The following is a 19,102-nucleotide window of genomic DNA, read 5'->3' on the forward strand; positions in this document are numbered from 1 at the left end:
CCTGAGCGGCGAAGCAAGCGGTTCGCTCACGACCTGTCGTTGAGGTAACTGATTGCAAACGGGAATGGGGGCAGAGAAAAGCCCGCCCGGCAAGGTGCCGGGCGGGCCTTGTCTCTCAAGCCGACAGGCCGGGCGATCAGCCCTGCGCCGACTCCTCGCGTGCCTCTGCGCTCGCGCCAGGCTCGGCGTTCGCGTCATAGTCCTCGGTGAAGCCGCCCTGGTCGCGACCTTCTTCGAAGACCTGCGCCATCACGTCCACGCCCTGCGACTGCAGCTCAGCCTCTTCCGGCGAACGAGCGATGTTGACCTTGACGGTAACCGAGACTTCCGGGTGCAGTGCGACGCGCACGTCGTACACGCCGATTGCCTTGATCGGGCGATCGAGCACAACGGCCGACTTGGCGACCTTGTGACCCGCTTCGTTCAACACCTCGACAAGATCACGAACAGCAACCGAGCCGTACAGCTGGCCGGCGTTCGACGCCTGGCGGATGATCGTGACCGATGCGTCCTTGAAGCTCTTGGCTTCCTTCTCGGCCTCGCCGCGGCGGTTCGCGTTCTCGGCTTCGATGCGGGCGCGGTTCGCCTCAAACACCTTGCGGTTGGCTTCATTGGCGCGCAGCGCCTTCTTGTTCGGCAGCAGGAAGTTGCGGGCGAACCCGTCCTTCACCTTCACCACGTCGCCGATGCCGCCGAGCTTCTCGACGCGCTCAAGCAGAATGACGTCCATCTGCTCTTCTCCTTACTTAACGACGTAGGGCAGCAGGCCCAGGTGACGGGCGCGCTTGATCGCCTGGGCGAGCTCGCGCTGCTTCTTGGCGCTCACCGAAGTGATGCGCGACGGGACGATCTTGCCACGCTCGGACACGAAGCCCTGCAGCAGACGCACGTCCTTGTAATCGATCCGGGGGGCGTCCTTCGCGGAGAAGGGGCAGCTCTTGCGGCGGCGGAAGAAGGGACGGGCCATTATGCGTTCTCCTCTTCACGACGGCGACCGCGCTCGCGATCCCGCTCCTGCTTGCGCATCATCACCGACGGGCCCTGCTCATGCGCATCGACCTTGACGGTCATGTAGCGGATGATGTCCTCGTTGATGGAGTGCTGACGCTCGATCTCTGCGACAGTGTCGCCCGGTGCGTCGATCTCGATCATCACATAGTGAGCCTTGCGATTCTTCACCATGCGATAGGCGAGGCTGCGCAGACCCCAGGTCTCGGTCTTCACGACCTTGCCATTGTGATCTTCTACGATCTTGGTGACGGCTTCCGCCATCGCGTCCACCTGCGCCTGTGCCAAATCCTGGCGCGCAAGGAACACGTGCTCATACAGAGCCATGTGCTTTCCTTCGTTGGCCGATCGCTGACATGGCCCCGTGCCATGCCCCTCCGACTGTCGTCCAAAACAGCGAAGGCGGGGAGGCCATGCTCCCCGCCCGTGCTGCCGGATCCCCTACTCAGATCTGGAGAAAAAGCAAGTCTTACCGCAGGGCATTCGCCAGGACGGCGGCTACGATGCCGCTGCCGACCGCGACCAGCACGGCATCGTTGCCGGAGCGCACCCACTGATGGCCGCGCGGCGGGGCGTAAAGATGGCGGCCACGATATTGGCGATAGTCGACGACTCGATAATTGGCGGCGTAGCGGCGATCGAAGCGCTGGCCCTTGCGCCAGGCGCGATTGTTGCTCTCACGGCGAACGGTCGTCGTCTTCTTTACCACGGTGCCGTTCGGGCGCTGCTTGATCGTGGTGACCTGCCGCTCCTGCTGACGCGACTGCGCCTGTGCGCTGGTGCCGATCATCGGCGTAGCGATCAGCGAGGCTGCAATGGTAGCCTGAACGATCTTGCTGAACATGGGTCAACTCCTTTGGACTTCTCACCGGCGCCGGAAGAACCGCGCCGTCGAGAACCTATCTGGGCCTCAACTGTCGCTGCCGAATGGCGGCAGGCGCGCCATTTCGTCTCAGATTGTCGCATTGGCAGCACCAGGATGAACGGCGGTTCAGCAAGGCAAGCATTTCTATACTGCACCAGCCTATGGCATCGCTGATGAAGACCAGGCCCGAGACGATCCCAGTTCATCGGTACACGACTGCGGGAAGCGGGCGTGCAGGCGCATCGTCGTGGTTGCGATTGGCTGGCTGGATCGCGGTACTCGGCGCAACCATGCTGGCTGCGCTCTTCATCGGCTGGATCGGCTTCATGGCGTCCGATGATTCGCTTTACCATGCGGGTGCGATACGGTGGCTTACCGATCCGCCGTTCCCCGGCAGCGATCATTGGTCGACGCGATTTCCGCTGACGCTGACCTTTGCGGCAGTGATCAGAGTGATGGGCAACAACTTCGCGGCATTCGCGGCTACTGCCTTGTTGTTCTACATCCTGTTGGTGGTGGTGGTCGGCGGCATCATCGCCGCCATAGACACTCCGCGGGCCGGGTGGATCGCCGCACTGCTCACCGCCACTTTCCCGGTAGTGGTCGCACATGCCAGCACCGTCAGCGTCGACCTGCTGGAGGCGACCGCCCTAGTCGTCGGAGCGTGGCTTGTGGGTTCGGCGAGTGAGAGCCGGGCAGGGCTGCTGCGAGCCGGCCTTGGCGGCGTCATGTTCGGGATTGCCGTGCTTTGTCGGGAGACGAGTGTTCTCGCACTGGCGGTTCTCGGGCCGCTTATGCTGTTGGGGCGTCCGGTGCCGCGCAGCGCAATAATGGCCTGTGGCCTTGGCGCCATGTTGGTTCTGCTGGGAGAAGCGGCCTTCCAATATACCCTCACCGGTGATCCGCTGCGGCGCTACGCCATCGCCTTCCATCACGACGAGCATATCGACCGCGCGGCAAATCATGAGGGGAACTTCCTGCTCTGGCCACCGATCGATCCGCTGCTCGTCCTGTTCGTCAACGATGACTTTGGCCTGCTGTTCTGGGCGATCGTTGTCGCTGGGCTGGGTCAGGGTTGGAAGCGGATGCTGCCGGATCGTCAGGTCCCGTTCCTGCTTCTTGCCGCCATGGCGATCGGCAGCTTTCTGCTCGTATCGGCGCTTTACACGAAGCTGGTGCTCAATCCCCGGTACTTCATGCTGCTGGCTCTTGCCGCCTCGATGATGCTGGCGATCTGGCTTGATCGTGCCGCACGGACGATACGAATGCTGGTCCTGGCCGCTCTGATCGCAAGCAATCTGTTGCTGATCAGCGTCGGGAATGCACATCCAAGGTGGTCGCTGGAGGCGCTGATGCTGGCCGCGGAGGCACATCCCGAAGCCACGATCGCTGGGGCGGCGAACGACGTAGCTCGCGCGGACATCCCGATGGCGTTTCTTCGACAAGCCAATGTCCGGTCGCTCCCCGCCCGTCCCGGTGATCTCGTTCTTGCAGCGACCGATTCGGCGCCGGCCGGGCAGGTGATCGCGCGATACCCATCTCCGCCGACGCGGCTTGGGGCGGTGATCCAGTGGCTCGGTTTGGAACCCTTTGTCCCGAATGCGATATCCAGGCGCATGTTCGCGCCAAATGCGGACATGGTGTTGGTTCGGCCGCACGGCGGTTGACCCCGCGCCCCTGACGCGCCTACCGGGCCCCTCTTCGAATTGGGAGAGGCTGATGCGAGCGTTCATCTTTCCGGGTCAGGGCAGTCAGGCCGTTGGCATGGGTCAGGCGCTGGCCGCCGCTAGTTCCCATGCACGCGAGGTCTTCGGCGAGGTCGACGAAGCATTGGGTCAGAACCTGTTCCGGCTGATGGCCGAAGGGCCCGCCGATGAACTGACGCTCACCGAAAACGCTCAGCCAGCCATTATGGCGAACGCCATCGCGACGCTGCGCGTGTTGGAAAGAGAAGGCGGCGTTCGGCTGGCCGAGAAGGCAGATTTCGTCGCCGGCCACAGCCTTGGCGAGTATAGCGCCTTATGTGCGGCGGGTGCATTCGATCTTTCCACCGCGGCACGGCTGCTGAAGCTGCGCGGGCAGGCGATGCAGGCCGCCGTGCCGGTGGGCGAGGGCGGCATGGCCGCACTGCTCGGCGCGGACCTTTCCACAGCGGAAACGATTGCCGCCGCCGCCGCCGAGGGCGAGGTCTGCACGGTTGCCAATGACAATGATCCCAGTCAGGTGGTGATCTCGGGTGCCAAGGCCGCCATTGATCGCGCCATCGCGCTGGCCAAGGAACATGGCGCCAAGCGCGCCGTGGCGCTTCCGGTATCGGCCCCATTCCACTGTCCCCTGATGCAGCCCGCCGCTGACGCGATGGAAAAGGCGCTGGCAGAGGCCCGGCTCAGCGCGCCGCTTGTTCCTGTGTACGCCAATGTCACGGCGGCACCGGCGAGCGATCCTGACACGATCCGGCGCCTGCTGGTCGAACAAGTCACCGGCATGGTGCGTTGGCGTGAGTCCGTGCTGGCGATGGTCGATGCGGGGGTCACGACCTTCGTGGAGTTCGGCGGCAAGGTACTAACGCCGATGGTGAAGCGGATCGCGCCCGATGCGACGGCGGTGAGCCTGGTAACGATGGACGATGTCGAAGGCCTGCTCAAGGAGCTGTGATGCAGGCAGCATGCCGCTTCCATCGTTTGGAGGCTACGCTGAAAGTGGCAGTGGTTCGTGTGAATTCAGGAGAATTGGATGTTTGACCTCACTGGCATGACGGCTCTGGTGACTGGAGCGTCGGGGGGCATCGGTTCTGCCATCGCGCAGGCTTTGGCCGCACAGGGCGCTCGCCTTGCCGTCTCCGGATCCAACGCGGAAAAGCTCAGCGCTTTCTGTTCGCAGCTCGGTGGCGACCATGTCGCTGTGCCGGCGAACCTGTCAGATGCGTCCGCTGTCGACGGGCTTGTTCCTGCAGCGCTCGAGGCTTTGGGTGGCCGCCTCGACATTTTGGTGAACAACGCCGGTGTCACGCGCGATAACCTGACCATGCGCATGAAGGACGACGAATGGGACCAGGTCATTCGCGTCAATCTGGAGGCCGCTTTCCGGCTCATGCGCGCCGCTGCAAAGCCGATGATGAAGCAGCGGTTTGGGCGGATTGTGTCCATCACGTCCGTCGTCGGTCAGACCGGAAATCCCGGTCAGGCAAATTATGCGGCGTCAAAAGCGGGCCTCGTCGGCATGTCCAAGGCGATCGCGCAGGAGCTTGCCAGCCGTAACGTTACGGTTAATTGCGTCGCCCCCGGCTTCATCCAATCCGCGATGACGGATGTGCTGCCGGAAGCGCAGAAAACCGCGCTTCTCACCAAGATCCCGGCAGGGGACCTGGGTAAGGGAGAAGACGTCGCGGCAGCCGTTGTCTACCTGGCATCACGAGAGGCCGGATATGTCACCGGGCAGACACTGCACGTGAATGGCGGCATGGCGATGGTCTAAAGCAGACTTGTATCGGGGCGCACCCCGTTCTACCTGCGTTCAGAATTCAACAACCCCCCGAATGAAACAAAGGGAATTTATATGAGCGAGACCGCCGACCGCGTGAAGAAGATCGTCGTCGAGCATCTCGGCGTCGAAGCCGACAAGGTGACCGAGGACGCGAGCTTCATCGACGATCTCGGCGCGGACAGCCTCGACATCGTCGAGCTGGTGATGGCGTTCGAGGAAGAGTTCGGGGTGGAGATTCCGGACGACGCCGCGGAGAAGATCACCACCGTGCGTGATGCGATCACCTATATCGACGAGCACAAGGGCTGAGCGTGAGCGCGGCGGAAAGGCCTTGAGCCTGCCGCTGTCACGGCCACGGATTTGAGCGGCTCCCCGTCCACGGCTAGAGGGCGGGGAGCCGTTTCGTTGTAACGTTCATGGAGTAGCGCAATGCGCCGCGTCGTCGTCACCGGTCTTGGCCTCGTCACCCCGCTTGGGGCGGACGTGGAAACTGCTTGGGCCAACATCATCGCCGGCAAATCAGGCGCCGGGCCGATCACGCGCTTCGACGCGTCCGACTATAAGTGCCGCATCGCCTGCGAGGTGAAGCCGGCAGACCATGAATATGGTTTCGACGCTTCAAAGCGGGTCGACCACAAGATCCAGCGTCAGGTCGATCCGTTCATCGTGTACGGCATCGATGCCGCGGGCCAAGCGCTCGAGGATGCGGGCCTGACCGAGATGAGCGAAACCGAGCGGTATCGCGCCGGCTGCTCGATCGGGGCCGGCATCGGCGGCCTGCCCGGCATAGAGAGCGAATCGATCGTTCGCCATGAGAAGGGGCCGGGGCGCGTCAGCCCGCATTTCGTGCACGGGCGCCTGATCAACCTCATCTCGGGGCAGGTCAGCATCAAATACGGCCTGATGGGGCCGAACCATGCGGTGGTCACCGCTTGCTCGACCGGCGCGCATTCGATCGGCGACGCAGCGCGCATGATCGCGATGGACGATGCCGATGTCATGCTGGCCGGTGGCGCAGAGGGTGCGATCTGCCCGCTGGGGATTGCCGGCTTCGCGCAGGCACGGGCACTCAGCACCAACTTCAACGACACGCCGGAGAAGGGCAGCCGTCCGTATGACAAGGACCGCGACGGCTTCGTCATGGGCGAGGGTGCCGGCGTCGTGGTGCTTGAGGAATATGAGCGGGCAAAGGCGCGCGGCGCAAAGATCTACGCCGAGGTGATCGGCTACGGCCTCTCCGGCGACGCCTATCACGTCACAGCGCCGCACCCGGAAGGCTCGGGCGCGTTTCGGTCGATGGAAATGGCGATGCGCAAGAGCGGACTATCGCTTTCCGATATCGACTACATCAATGCGCACGGCACCTCGACGCCGCTCGGCGATGAACTCGAGCTCGGCGCCGTACGCCGGCTGTTCGGCGATAATATCGGCTCGCTGTCCATGTCGTCGACCAAGTCGGCGATTGGCCACCTTCTTGGCGGCGCGGGCGCAGTCGAAAGCATCTTCTGCATTCTCGCCATGCGTGACCAGATCGTCCCGCCGACGCTGAACCTCGACAATCCGAGTGACAATTGCGCAGGAGTCGACCTCGTCCCGCATGTTGCCAAGAAGCGTCAGGTGCGCGCTGTGCTGAACAACAGCTTCGGCTTTGGCGGTACCAACGCTTCGCTGGTCATGAAGGCCCTCTGATTCCATCGTCCGGCCCGGTCTCGACCGGGTCGGTCCATCCGGCCCGCTTTGTTTTTGGGGCGGAGCGACGCCTGAGGTAAGATGATGCGCAAGGCGGGTTGCCTGGGACTGATCGCCGGATTGGTGCTGATTGCCCTGTTATTCTGGGTGGGTCGGGACTGGTCCGGAGAGGGACCGGCGAGCAAGCCGCTGGCAGTAGTCGTTCCGGAAGGTGCAAGTCTGGCGCGAGCGGCCGGAGAGCTTGAGAAGCAGGGTGCGATCCGCTCAGCATTGCGTTTCCGCGGGTACGCGCGCGTGTTCGGTGGCGGCAAGCCGATCAAAGCCGGCGAATATGCGATACCGGCCCGCGCCAGTGCGGCTGACATCCTGGCGTTGCTTGAGGATGGAAAGGTCCGCCAGCGTCTGGTTCCAGTACCCGAGGGCTATCCTTCCGTTCTGGTGCACGAGGCGCTGATGCGCGCGGAAGGGCTCACGGGAGAGGTGTCGGTTCCGCGCGAGGGCTCGGTGCTGCCGGACAGCTACGCCTATCAGTTGAACGACACGCGAGCGGCCGTTGTCGGCCGGATGCAGAAGGCGATGGCGGATTATCTTGCGGCTGCCTGGAAGAGGCGCAAGCCGGGGATCGCGGTCACGACCCCGCAGGAAGCCGTCGTCCTCGCGTCGATCGTCGAGAAGGAGACGGGCAAGCCGTCCGAACGGCGAATGGTGGCGGCGGTCTATACCAACCGTCTGAAGACGGGCATGCCGCTGCAGGCCGATCCCACCGTCATCTATCCGATCACCAAGGGGAAGCCGCTTGGGAGGCGGATCAAGCGATCCGAACTGCAGGCGAAGAACGGCTATAACACCTATGCGAGCGCCGGCCTGCCGATCGGCCCGATCGCAAACCCCGGCCGTGCCTCGATCGATGCCGTGCTGGATCCCGCGAAGACGTCTGCGCTTTACTTCGTGGCCGATGGCACCGGCGGGCATGTGTTCGCGGACACGCTCGATCAGCACAACGCGAATGTGGCGAAATGGTATGCGATCCGCCGTGCGCGCGGAGAGATGTAGGCTGTTCACTTTGCGGCGCGCGGGCGTAGAAGTGACGAACATCACCACGGACTCGCCGCTTTCTTGACCACGCCCATGCTGATCGCCGCCGGCGCCGTTTTGTTGTTGCTGATTGGTGCGGCTACCATGGTGCTCAACCGTGGTCTCCGGGCGCTTACCGCGGCTGCCGAGCAGCGGGATCGTCTGCACCTCGCAGAAGGGTTGCTCGCCGGTGCGCCGATGCAGCCCATCCTGGTGATGGCCAACCACCGGCTGGACATGCCGGCACGTATCGCTGACCTTTTCGGGCTGGTGCAGCCGCCGTCCGACTTCGACGGCCTGAGTGCCGCCGGGGGTGGCTTGACCCCGCTCGATGCAGAGCAACTTCTGAACGACGTGATCTCCGTTCAGCGGTCCGGCAGGCCATTCATCCGGCAGGTTCGGCCGCGGGGCGCCGCACGCACGTTAACGCTGCGCGGCGCGCGGGCGCCGGTCGGCGCCGGCAGCGCCGAGGTCGTGATCTGGGTGCACGACGCCAGTGAGGCACAGGAGGAGGTGGAGCGCCTCGCCGCAGAGCAAACGCAGGTACGAGAAGCGTTCGACGCTTTGACGGCCCTGATCGAGGCAGCGCCCCTCCCGATGTGGTATCGCGGGCCTGACTTGCGGCTGTCGATGGTCAACACCGCTTATGTTCAGGCCGTGGAAGGCGCGGATGCGGCCGATGTGGTGGCGCGCGGGCTCGAGCTGATCGAAGGTTCCGGCCAGGGTGGTCCGCTCGCGGGCGCAACAGTTGCACGTCAGACCGGTCGGCCCGAAATCCGCGTGTTGCCTGCAACGATCGGCGGCGCGCGACGGTCGATGCAGTTGTTCGACGTTCCTCTTCCCGGCGGCGGCGTCGCCGGGTTTGCCATCGACGTGGAGGAACTGGAGGAGGCGCGTGCCCGCGAACAACGCTTTGCCGTGGCACAGCGGGCCATGCTCGACCGGCTTTCCGCCGGCGTTGCGCAGTTTGGTCGCGATCGCTCCATGGTGTTCTGCAATCAGCCTTTCCGGCGCATGTTTGCGATGCGCAGTGAATGGATGGTCGATCGCCCCGAATTTGATCGCGTGCTGGAACGCATGCGCGAGGCGAACCGGCTGCCTGAGGTGCGGGACTTTCCCGGCTGGAAGGCGGAGCGGCGCGACTGGTTTACCCGAACCGATGCGGCCACGGAGGAAACGTGGCACTTGCCCGGCGGTGTCCATATCCGCGTGCTGGCGCAATTGCTTCCGGACGGCGGCTTGCTCCTGATCTTCGAGGATCGAACGGAAGAAGTTCAGCTCGCCTCTGCGCGGGATACGCTGCTGCGCGTACGCACCGCTACGTTCGACAATCTGTTCGAGGCGCTGGGCGTGTTCGCGGCGGATGGTCGGCTTCAGCTATGGAACAATCGCTTCCGCGCTTTGTGGGAGTTCGAGGAGGAGTTCCTGAGCAGTCACCCGCGCGTCGACGCGGTGGCCGAAAAGATTGCTCCCAAATTGCGGACGCCCAATCGCGCGACATTGGTGACCGAGCTGGTCCGTTCCGCGACCAGCGATCGGCAGCAGCGCAGCGGGCGCGTGGCGTTGGCGGACGGCCGCCACTTCGCCTTCGCCGCCGTTCCACTGCCGGATGGCAACGCGCTGTTCACGATGCTGGACATCAGCGATAGCCGGCGCGCTGAACAGGCGCTGCGGGATAGGGCAGCGGCGCTTGAGGCCGCTAACAAGGTGAAGACGGCTTTTGTCGCGAACATGAGCTACGAACTGCGCACGCCGTTGACGTCGATCAGCGGCTTCGCGGAAATGCTGCACGCAGGCTATGCGGGCAAGCTGACCGAGCAGGCCGATCAGTATGTGACTGCGATCCTCTCGTCAGTCAGCCGACTGGGGGTGTTGATCGATGAAGTGCTCGACTTGACGCAAGGCGAGCGGGACATGCCTCTGAGGCGCGAACTGGTCGATCTTGCCGATGCGGCGCGTGCCGCAGCAGAAGCAGTGGACCAGGCAGCGGCAGAGCGAAATATCGACTTCGCCGTGGAAATCGACGCGAGCGCCGGACAGGTGAACGGCGACGTGCGGCGCATCCGCGAAACGATGGAGCACCTGCTTCGACACGCCATTAACGCCACCATGGCTGGCGGGCGCGTGCTGCTTCATGTCGATGGCGACGCCGACAGGGCGCGCATCATCGTGTCGGACGACGGCGGCGGCATGGACGAGGATGCGGCCAAGCACGCCTTTGACCGCTTCGCCCAGCCGACCACCACGCGCGGAGTGCGTGCGCTCGATCTCGGGTTGCCGCTTGCCAAGCAGTTCGTCGAAGCACACGGTGGACAGATCTCGCTCGTCAGCGAACTTGGTATCGGTACGCTGGTGAAGGCGGAACTGCCCCGATGACGAGCGGCAGCCTGCGCCTCGCCGATGCGCGCGAGACCGAGGAGGTGGGTGCCCGGCTTGCCGACCTGCTGCAGCCTGGTGATATCGTCACGCTCACCGGGCCGCTGGGCGCCGGCAAGACCAGTATCGCGCGCGGGCTGCTCGCCGGCCTCGGTTTGGCGGGTGAGGCTCCGTCGCCCAGCTTCGCGATCGTTCAACCCTATGACCCTCCGGAGGTCCGGCTGCCGGTGCTGCACGTCGATCTTTATCGGCTGGATGGGCCGGAGGAGCTGGAAGAACTCGGGCTGTCGGAAGCGCTGTTCGATTCCGCGCTGGTCGTGGAATGGCCTGATCGGGCAGGGCCGAGTGCGTGGCCCCAGGCGTTGCGCTTCGCGCTGGCGATCGAACCGGATGGCGCGCGGCGCTTGACTTGGGAAGCGCCGGCGGCATGGGAGCGCCGATGGTCCTAGACATGACGCCGCCCGCCGAAGCGCCCGATTTCCTCGCTGCGCACGGATGGGGTGGAGCAACAGTGCTGCCTCTCGCCGGCGACGCCTCCTTTCGACGCTATTTTCGCATCGTGGATGGGGGGCGCAGCGCCGTGCTGATGGACGCGCCTCCGCCGCACGAGGACCCGCGCCCGTTCATCGCGGTCGCACAATGGTTGTCGGAACGCGGTTTCGGCGCGCCGAGGATCCATGCAATCGATGAAGCGCGCGGCCTGGTGCTGATCGAGGACTTTGGCAACGATCGCATGCGGGAAGCAATCGATGCTGATCCCGAAGCCGCCTTGGGGCTTTATGCCAATGCCGTCGATGTTCTGGTCGCCCTGCGCGATCACCCGGCTGGCGCCTGGCGCCCATATGATCGAGCCGAGCTGCAGCGCGAGGCCGGGCTGCTGGTGGAATGGTATTGCCCCGCCCTCGGCCTTGACGTCGACACGGCAGGCTATGTCACGGCGTGGGACGAGGTCCTGCAGCACGCGCGCTACGATCGCGCCGTTACGGTTCTTCGTGATTATCACGTCGAAAATCTGATGCTCGTCGGCGCATCCCGGTCACTCGGGCTGCTAGACTTCCAGGATGCGCTTGCCGGGCATGCAGCCTATGATCTGGTTTCATTGTTGCAGGATGCGCGGCGCGACGTGGATCCTGCGCTCGAACGCGCGATGCTGGATCGCTACCTCGCGGCAACCGGAGAGGGCGAGGCGTTCATGCGCGCCTATCACGTGCTCGGCGCGCAGCGGAATGCCAAGATCATCGGCATTTTCACCCGATTGTGGAAGCGCGACGGCAAGGAACGCTATCCAAGCCTTTGCCCGCGCGTCTGGGCCTATTTGGAGCGCGATCTCGCCCGTCCGGAGCTAGCCCCGGTCGCGCGCTGGTTCGATGCCAACATCCCCGCCCAACTCCGTGGTGACCCTCTGCTGCTGAGCGTACAATGACGAAACCGCGTGTTTTGCGGCCGGAACTTCCGGCGCTTATGCCGCAGACGGCGATGGTGATGGCAGCCGGCCTCGGGAAGCGGATGCGACCCCTGACGGCCACCCGTCCGAAGCCGCTGATCCAGGTGGCGGGCAAGACGCTGCTCGATCACACGCTGGATCACCTTCGCACCGCCGGCGTGAAGCGCGCGGTGGTAAACGTCCACTATCTTGCCGATACGCTGGAAGGGCATCTTCGCGCTGTCGACGGGATCGACATCACGATTTCTGACGAGCGCGCGCAACTGCTGGAAACAGGCGGCGGGCTGATGAAGGCAAAGCCTCTGCTCGGAGAGGCGCCCATCTTTGTCGTGAACAGCGATAATTACTGGCTGGATGGGCCGATCGATGCCTTGTCGCTGCTGGCGGCGCGGTGGAACGCGGCGGAAATGGACGTCCTGCTGCTGCTGGTTCCCCTTGCCCGGGCTCATTGCCATCGCGGGCAGGGTGACTTCCACATTGCCGCGGACGGACGCATTACCAGCCGACGCCGCTCCGGCCGGCTTGCGCCCTTTGTGTTCATCGGCGTGCAAATCCTGAACCCCGCCATTCTCGTCGATGCGCCGGAAGGGCCGTTCTCCACCATGCTGTTCTGGGAGCGTGCGATCGCGGCCGGTCGCGCTTACGGTGTCGTGCATCAAGGCTTGTGGGTTGATGTCGGCACGCCTGCTGCCGTCACCAGAGCGGAAGCCTTGCTGATCGATGGGTGAGCGCACAACACCCCGGCTTTTTACCATACCCGCGCACCGCGGGTTTGCGGATGCGCTGGCTGCCGGATTGATCCGGCGGTTCGGCGATGAGCCGCTCGGGCTGGCGCGCGGCTTGGTGCTTCTGCCGAACAATCGTGCGAAGCTCGCCGTCACCAACGCTTTCGTCCGCGCCAGCGGCGGTGCGCTGGTGCTGCCGCGCCTGGTTGCCATCGGGGCTGATGATCTTGGCGAGGCGATCGGCGCCGCGCTCGACCCGGCTGACGCGCCTGATCCGCCACCGCCAGCTATCGGATCGCTCGGCAGACGCATGATTCTGGCGCGACTGGTCAAGGAGGCAAAGCCGGCGCTGGACGCGACAGAGGCGGTGCGGCTGGCGGGAAATCTGGCGGCTACGCTTGACCAGCTTGTCGTGGAAGAGGTCGATCCGGCTCGCTTGTCCGCGCTGGATCTGGGCGACCTGACTGAGCATTGGCGGCAAGCGCTTGAACTGTTCCAGGTGGTGCTGGATAAATGGCCCGGCGAACTCGCGAGCATGGGCCGGATCGACGCGGCCGCCCGCAGAACGCTGTTGCTGCGGCGCCTGGCGGAACGATGGGGTAAGACGGCACCCACCGGCTTTGTCTGTGCCGCTGGCATCACGGATGCGGCGCCTGCCGTTGCCGCCCTGCTAGGCCGCGTCGCCATGCTCGACAACGGTCTGGTTGTCCTGGCGGGTCTCGACCGAGTGATGGATCAGGCGGAGTGGGACTCGCTTGGTCCGCATCAGCCCGATCCGATCACGGGGCGCACCCCGCGTGCGATCGAGGTGCACCCGCAGTTTCACCTGAAGCAGTTGCTATCGCGCATGGGTATGGCCCGCGACGATGTCGCGCCATGGCCGGATGGGAAGGATCATCAGGCGTCCGCCGCGCGAGGGCGAACAATCGCCAACGCGCTTGCCCCGGCTGAATATACCGCGCGATGGACTGAGTTGCGACCTCAGCAGCGCCAGCTTGGGGGCGTCCGCGTCGCGGAGCTCGCCAGTCCTGCCGAGGAAGCGCAGGCGATAGCGCTGGCCTTGCGCCAAGCCGTGGAGGAGCCGGAGCGCACCGCCGCGCTGGTCACGCCGGACCGGGCTCTGGCGCGGCGCGTTTCGGCGCATTGCGCCCGCTGGGGCCTCGATGTGGATGACAGCGCAGGCCGTCCTCTCTCCATCACGCCACCGGGAACGTTGCTCACCGCCATCGTGGAGGCGGCGACTGACCGCTTCGCGCCGCTCGCGCTGCTGACGCTGCTCAAGCACCCGCTCGTGCGGGCGGGGGAGCAGCGCGGCGCATGGCTCGAGCGCGTTCGCCGCCTTGACCGCAGCCTGCGGGGGCCGAGGCCCGCACCCGGTTTGGACGGGATCGAAGTGCATCTGGGGGATCGCGCGGGTGCCTGGTGGGCAGACGTACGTGCATTACTGGATCCGCTTGCCAGCGCCTTCGCGGGCGGGGTCACGCAGCTTCCTGCCCTGATCGCCGCCCTGCGAGATGCAGCAACGTCGCTCGCGGGAGACGACGCGTGGCGTGGCCCGGCGGGCCGTGGGGCAGCCGACTTGCTGGCCGAACTGGAAGCCGACGCCGTCCTGGGCCCGCCCGACGTTGCGGTGCAGGAACTCGCGCCGATGTTGCGGCTGCTGATGGATGAGGTCGCCATTCGCCCGCCTCAGGGCGGGCACCCGCGCATCGCGATTTACGGCCTGATCGAGGCGCGCCTGCAATCTGCGGACCTGATGATCCTCGCAGGTCTGAATGAGGGTGTGTGGCCGGGAAGCGCCGCGTCAGATCCATGGCTCGCCCCGCGTATTCGCGTCGCCCTCGGTCTGCCTGGGCTGGAGCGGGCGATCGGCGTGGCCGCTCATGATTTCGGCCAGGGGCTGGGCGCGCCCGAAGTGTTGATTACCCGGTCACGCCGGGATGCCCGCTCACCGGCGATCCCTTCACGACTATGGCTCCGCCTCGCCGCCATGGCGGGCGACGAGTTCGACCGCGCCCGCGATCGCAAGCTGGAAGGATGGAGCCGACTGATCGATGACGGCGGAACGCCGCGACCGGTCGCGCGCCCGGCGCCCAATCCGGCCGCCGCGTTGCGCCCCAAGGCCATGTCCGTGACGCAAGTTGATCGTTTGAAGGCCGATCCGTTCGCCTTTTACGCTCAGCGCATCCTGCGGTTGGCGGCGCTTGATCCCGTCGATGCCGATCCGACGGCTGCCTGGCGCGGTACGGCCGTGCATGGCGTGCTGGAGGCCTGGGCACGTGACGAGGACTGCCGAGTGGACGCGCTTCGACCGCTCGCGCTGTCAATGCTAGGCGATCCCGGCACGCATCCACTCGTCCGCGCGCTCTGGCAGCCAAGGCTGTTGGCGGCGGTCGAATGGATTGCCCAGCGCATGGCTGCGGAGCAGGACGTTGGCCGCAAAGTGCTGGCGGCGGAGGGCAAAGGCGGGACCGTAATCGCCGGCATCGAGCTTTCTGGCCGCTTCGACCGGATCGACTCCATGCCGGATGGCACGTTGGCGATCGTGGACTACAAGACCGGGAAGGTGCCTTCCGCGGCGGCCGTGCGCGCGGGCTTTTCCATGCAGCTGGGGCTGCTGGGCGCCATCGCCGAGGCCGGCGGATTCGCGGGAATCAGTGGCCGAGCGGGCAGCTTCGAATATTGGTCGCTCGCCAGGAACCGCGAACGGTCGTTTGGCAGTGTCAGCACGCCGGTCGACCCGACCGGCAAGAGCGATCGCATTCCGACCGCCGAATTCGTGGACCGCGCTCGTGCCGTATTCGCGGAGGCGGCGGGACGCTGGCTGACCGGGTACGAGGCGTTCGTCGCCAAACTGCATCCCGAATATGCACCCTATGCGGAATATGATCAGCTGATGCGCCGAGACGAATGGTACGGCCGTGACAACTAAGGTCTTTGATAGTCTTCAGGGGCCCCGGTGAGCAGTTCCTCGGGGACACGCCCGCTTCCACCGCTCCGGGGCGAGCAGCGCCGTGCCAGCGCGCCCGATGCCCATGTGTGGCTCTCCGCGTCTGCCGGTACCGGCAAAACACAGGTGCTGTCCGCGCGCGTCTTCCGCTTGCTGCTGCGGGGCGTCGATCCCTCAGCCATCCTCTGCCTCACGTTCACCAAAGCGGGCGCGGCAGAAATGGCGGCCCGCGTCAGCCAGCGGCTGGCCGCGTGGGTGCGGATGAAGGATCGCGACCTGTTCGCCGATCTGACGGCGCTTGGCGAAACAGGAGATCCCGAGCAGCGCGACCGTGCGCGGACGTTATTTGCCAAAGTACTGGACGCACCTGGCGGCGGTCTTCGTATTCAGACCATCCACGGTTTTTGTCAGGGGTTGCTTGCCGCCTTTCCGGCCGAGGCCGAACTCGTCCCGGGCTTTCGTCCGATCGAGGCGCGCGAGGAAGCCGTTCTGGCGCGCGCCACTCTGGCCGATCTTCTCGTCAGCGCGGAGGCGGAAGGCCGCACCGGGCCGTTGGAGGCGATCGGCAAGCTGAGCATCCGCTTGGGAGAGGCCGGTGCCGAGCGCTATTTGCATGACTGCGCCCGAGCCGCGCTTGCGCTGGAGGAACTGCCCACGGGTATCCAGCCGTGGCTTCGCCGTGAGCTGGATCTTCCGTCTGGCGATGTGGAAGAACATATCCGGCATGCTTGCGGTGATGACGAGATAGATCTCACCGCGCTGGAAACCATTAGCGCGTTGAACAGGGCCTGGGGCGGAAAGAAGGGCAGCGCGCGAGCCGCGACAATCGCGACATGGCTTGGCGCAGGCGCGGAGGAGAGGGCAGCTGCGCTCGAAGAGCTGCATATGGTCTGGGCGAAAACCGATGGCGATCCCCGGTCGTTCGTGAAGGGACAGGCGCCGCCAGATCCCGATTATGCCGATCTTGCCATGCAGATGCACACGACGTGCGCAGAACTGCTCGGATTGCGCGTACGGGCGGCGTTCGCCGATCTGCTCGCCGAGGGGCTGACCGTTGGTCGGGACTACGCGAGGGCCTATGCGGCGGCAAAGCGGCGACGCGGGGTTGTTGATTTCGATGATCTGATTGCGGCCACCGTCCGGCTGCTCGAAGTGCCGGGGATTGGCGATTGGGTCCGGTTCAAGCTGGACCAGACGACCGAACACGTCCTGATCGACGAAGCGCAAGACACTAACGTATCTCAGTGGCGCATCGTGCGCGCGCTGGTGGACGAATATTTCGTTGGCCGCGGTGTATACGCGCCCTCGGTGCGTACGCTGTTCACCGTGGGCGATCACAAACAGGCCATTTTCGGCTTTCAAGGGACCGATCCGGTCAACTTCCGAGCGGCAGAGACCTTTTTCGCGCGCAAGGCTGCCGATGTCGCTGGCGACGATCGGATGCCCGACGACGAACGCGGCTTGCCGTTCGAACAGCTGTCGCTCGTGTCATCGTTCCGCTCCACGCGGCCAGTTCTGGAGTTCGTGGACGCGGCGGTGGAAGCGCTGGGCGCCGAGGCACTCGGGCTCGACACCGACATGCCGCCCCATGCCAGCGAAGTTCCTGGGCCGGGCTGCGTTGAGCTGTGGCCGCCGATCGCAGCTGGTAGCGGCGAGGACGACCTTGGCGACGAGGAATGGATCGACGATGCGGTCCGCGCAAACGCCACCCGGATCGCGCGTCAGATCCGGACGTGGCTGGACAATGGCACCATGCTGGAAAGCAAGGGCCGCCCGATCCGCCCGGAAGACATCATGGTGCTGGTCAAGCGGCGGGGAGAGATCGCCCAATTGCTGGTGGCCCGCCTCTATGCCGAGGGCGTTCCCGTAGCGGGTGTGGACCGGCTGCGGTTGAATGCACCGCTCGCCGTGCAGGATCTGCTGTCCGCAATCCGCTTCGTTCTCCAGCCAGAGGATGACCTCAGCCTGGCGAACCTGCTGGTGTCTCCGCTGATCGGTTGGACCCAGGACGAGCTGCTCGACCGCGCCGTTCCGCGTGCCGGCAGCTTGTGGCGTCATCTTTCAGAGCACCATCGCGCGCTCCTGCAACCGCTCGACGCGATGCTCGCCCGTGCGGACTTCACGACTCCACACCGCTTTCTGGAGGAAATACTTTCGGGCCCTCTCCAGGGTCGTCGACGGCTGCTTGCTCGCCTGGGGGAGGAAGCACGCGACCCCATCGAGGAACTCCTCAGCGCGGCACTCGATTTCGAAACAACGGCAACCCCTTCGTTGCAGCGCTTCCTCGACTGGTTCGATCGCGGCGAAGTGGAGGTGAAGCGCGAGGCGGAGGGTGCCCTAAGCGCCGTCAGGGTCATGACCGCACATGGCGCCAAGGGCCTCCAGGCCCCGGTCGTGATCCTGGCCGACGCGACGGCAGATCCAGACGCGACCCGCGGCGGAACGTTGATGTGGACGCCGGAGGGGCTTACCCATCCTATCCCGGTGTTTCCGCCTCATCCGTCTGAAAGCGCCGGCCCGATTGCCGATGTCGCGTCCGAGGCCGCCACCCGTGAGCGGCAGGAGCATTGGCGCTTGTTCTACGTCGCGGCGACGCGGGCGGAGGAGCGACTGGTTATCACGGGCTCGCTGAGCCCGAAATATCGTGCTGGCCCGCCGGAGCCGAGTTGGTACGCGGCTGCGCAACGAGCCTTTGACCTGCTGGCGGTGCCTGCGGGCGAGGTACGGGCGTTCCACGGAACGACGCCGGGCGAGCCCGTGGCGCCGAAAACTGCTGACACTGCGACCCCGCAGGAGCAGGATCCTCTGCCAGATTGGGCGCGCCTGCCTGCCCCGCCGGAGGCACGTCCTCCTCGCCCGCTGGCGCCGTCTGCGATCGGGCAGGACATGGTCTCGGACCCGCCGCCTACGCCCGAGATGCGTGCGGCGGCAGAGCGCGGACGGTTGATCCACGGACTGTTCGAGCGTTTGCCCGCGGTCGCGGCAGAAGACCGCCGGGTGGCAGCGGATCGCTGGCTGGCGCAGGTCGGGCAAGTGACTGACGCAGCGGAGCGCGCCCGCCTGACCGAAACTGTCTGCGGCATCCTAGCCAACCCGCACACCGCCTCGCTCTTCGGCCCAGGATCACTGGGTGAGGCCCCGATCAGCGCGGTCGTTGAAGGTGGCCTGGTCATCGCAGGTACGGTCGATCGACTGCTGGTGACGCCTGAGCGCGTGCAGGTGGTCGATTTCAAGACGGGTCGGTTCGCGCCCGGGGGGCTGGATGCCGTTCCGGTCTATCATCTTCGGCAGATGGCCGCCTACGTCGCGGCTCTCTCGATCATCTTTCCGGACCGCCCGGTGGAGGCCTCACTGCTTTACACGTCGGCACCCGTGCTGATCCCGCTGCCTGCGGATCTGCTGGCCGCGCACAAGCCCGGCTTGACCGCCCCGGAGCAAAGCTTGGCCGCTGGTCGTTGAGTGTCTCGTTCCGCGGACCTAGATTGTGC

At 65.3% G+C, this 19,102-nt stretch carries 16 protein-coding genes; 12 read left to right on the top strand and 4 right to left on the bottom strand.

Annotated features, from left to right (window positions below):
- Positions 1 to 136: 136 nt before the first annotated feature.
- The 4 genes from rplI to BMX36_RS03790 all read right to left on the bottom strand — a co-directional run bounded on the left by rplI (position 137) and on the right by BMX36_RS03790 (position 1,852).
- Positions 137 to 730, bottom strand: coding sequence for a 50S ribosomal protein L9 (gene rplI / locus BMX36_RS03775; protein WP_093063721.1), 594 nt, complete (start codon positions 728 to 730; stop codon positions 137 to 139).
- Between the two features lie 12 nt (positions 731 to 742).
- Entirely contained in the window at positions 743 to 967 is a 225-nt protein-coding gene (gene rpsR / locus BMX36_RS03780; protein ID WP_007403456.1) for a 30S ribosomal protein S18, read from the bottom strand.
- Positions 967 to 1,335: a 30S ribosomal protein S6 gene (gene rpsF / locus BMX36_RS03785; RefSeq protein ID WP_066778506.1), complete on the bottom strand. Its 369-nt coding sequence runs from the start codon at positions 1,333 to 1,335 to the stop codon at positions 967 to 969. The genes rpsR and rpsF overlap by 1 nt, the downstream gene beginning before the upstream one ends.
- A gap of 142 nt (positions 1,336 to 1,477) precedes the next feature.
- The gene (locus BMX36_RS03790) at positions 1,478 to 1,852 is read right to left on the bottom strand and encodes an RcnB family protein (protein ID WP_066778507.1); all 375 of its coding nucleotides are present in this window, start codon (positions 1,850 to 1,852) and stop codon (positions 1,478 to 1,480) included.
- Between the two features lie 194 nt (positions 1,853 to 2,046).
- Here BMX36_RS03790 and BMX36_RS03795 point away from each other — a divergent pair, with 194 nt between their 5' ends.
- From BMX36_RS03795 to addA, 12 genes are all read left to right on the top strand, one after another.
- On the top strand, positions 2,047 to 3,540 hold the full coding sequence (locus tag BMX36_RS03795; RefSeq protein WP_218142132.1) for a hypothetical protein: 1,494 nt from the start codon (positions 2,047 to 2,049) through the stop codon (positions 3,538 to 3,540).
- Between the two features lie 52 nt (positions 3,541 to 3,592).
- Positions 3,593 to 4,528 carry an ACP S-malonyltransferase gene (fabD, locus tag BMX36_RS03800; protein ID WP_093063723.1) on the top strand — a complete coding sequence of 312 codons (936 nt, stop codon included), beginning with the start codon at positions 3,593 to 3,595 and terminating at the stop codon, positions 4,526 to 4,528.
- A 78-nt stretch (positions 4,529 to 4,606) separates the two neighbouring features.
- Positions 4,607 to 5,347 (top strand): 3-oxoacyl-[acyl-carrier-protein] reductase, encoded by a 741-nt coding sequence (gene fabG, locus BMX36_RS03805; RefSeq protein WP_093063724.1) that lies wholly within the window; start codon positions 4,607 to 4,609, stop codon positions 5,345 to 5,347.
- An 81-nt stretch (positions 5,348 to 5,428) separates the two neighbouring features.
- On the top strand, positions 5,429 to 5,665 hold the full coding sequence (locus BMX36_RS03810; RefSeq protein ID WP_046410516.1) for an acyl carrier protein: 237 nt from the start codon (positions 5,429 to 5,431) through the stop codon (positions 5,663 to 5,665).
- Between the two features lie 120 nt (positions 5,666 to 5,785).
- Complete coding sequence (gene fabF, locus BMX36_RS03815) at positions 5,786 to 7,045, top strand: beta-ketoacyl-ACP synthase II (RefSeq protein ID WP_093063725.1); 1,260 nt, start codon at positions 5,786 to 5,788, stop codon at positions 7,043 to 7,045.
- Between the two features lie 84 nt (positions 7,046 to 7,129).
- A complete protein-coding gene (gene mltG / locus BMX36_RS03820; RefSeq protein WP_066778584.1) occupies positions 7,130 to 8,098 on the top strand; it encodes an endolytic transglycosylase MltG in 969 nt (322 codons plus the stop codon).
- A gap of 75 nt (positions 8,099 to 8,173) precedes the next feature.
- Positions 8,174 to 10,495 (top strand): sensor histidine kinase, encoded by a 2,322-nt coding sequence (locus BMX36_RS03825; RefSeq protein ID WP_093063726.1) that lies wholly within the window; start codon positions 8,174 to 8,176, stop codon positions 10,493 to 10,495.
- A complete protein-coding gene (gene tsaE / locus BMX36_RS03830) occupies positions 10,492 to 10,944 on the top strand; it encodes a tRNA (adenosine(37)-N6)-threonylcarbamoyltransferase complex ATPase subunit type 1 TsaE (RefSeq protein ID WP_066778517.1) in 453 nt (150 codons plus the stop codon). Before BMX36_RS03825 ends, tsaE begins: the two co-directional genes overlap by 4 nt.
- A complete protein-coding gene (locus tag BMX36_RS03835; RefSeq protein ID WP_256210647.1) occupies positions 10,935 to 11,918 on the top strand; it encodes an aminoglycoside phosphotransferase family protein in 984 nt (327 codons plus the stop codon). The genes tsaE and BMX36_RS03835 overlap by 10 nt, the downstream gene beginning before the upstream one ends.
- Complete coding sequence (locus BMX36_RS03840; protein WP_093063728.1) at positions 11,915 to 12,667, top strand: nucleotidyltransferase family protein; 753 nt, start codon at positions 11,915 to 11,917, stop codon at positions 12,665 to 12,667. The genes BMX36_RS03835 and BMX36_RS03840 overlap by 4 nt, the downstream gene beginning before the upstream one ends.
- Positions 12,660 to 15,596: a double-strand break repair protein AddB gene (gene addB / locus BMX36_RS03845; RefSeq protein ID WP_093063729.1), complete on the top strand. Its 2,937-nt coding sequence runs from the start codon at positions 12,660 to 12,662 to the stop codon at positions 15,594 to 15,596. The genes BMX36_RS03840 and addB overlap by 8 nt, the downstream gene beginning before the upstream one ends.
- A 27-nt stretch (positions 15,597 to 15,623) precedes the next feature.
- Entirely contained in the window at positions 15,624 to 19,073 is a 3,450-nt protein-coding gene (gene addA / locus BMX36_RS03850) for a double-strand break repair helicase AddA (RefSeq protein ID WP_093063730.1), read from the top strand.
- The last annotated feature ends 29 nt before the right edge of the window (positions 19,074 to 19,102 follow it).

This window comes from Sphingomonas sp. OV641 (genome assembly GCF_900109205.1).
In the GTDB taxonomy this organism is placed as follows: Bacteria; Pseudomonadota; Alphaproteobacteria; order Sphingomonadales; family Sphingomonadaceae; genus Sphingomonas.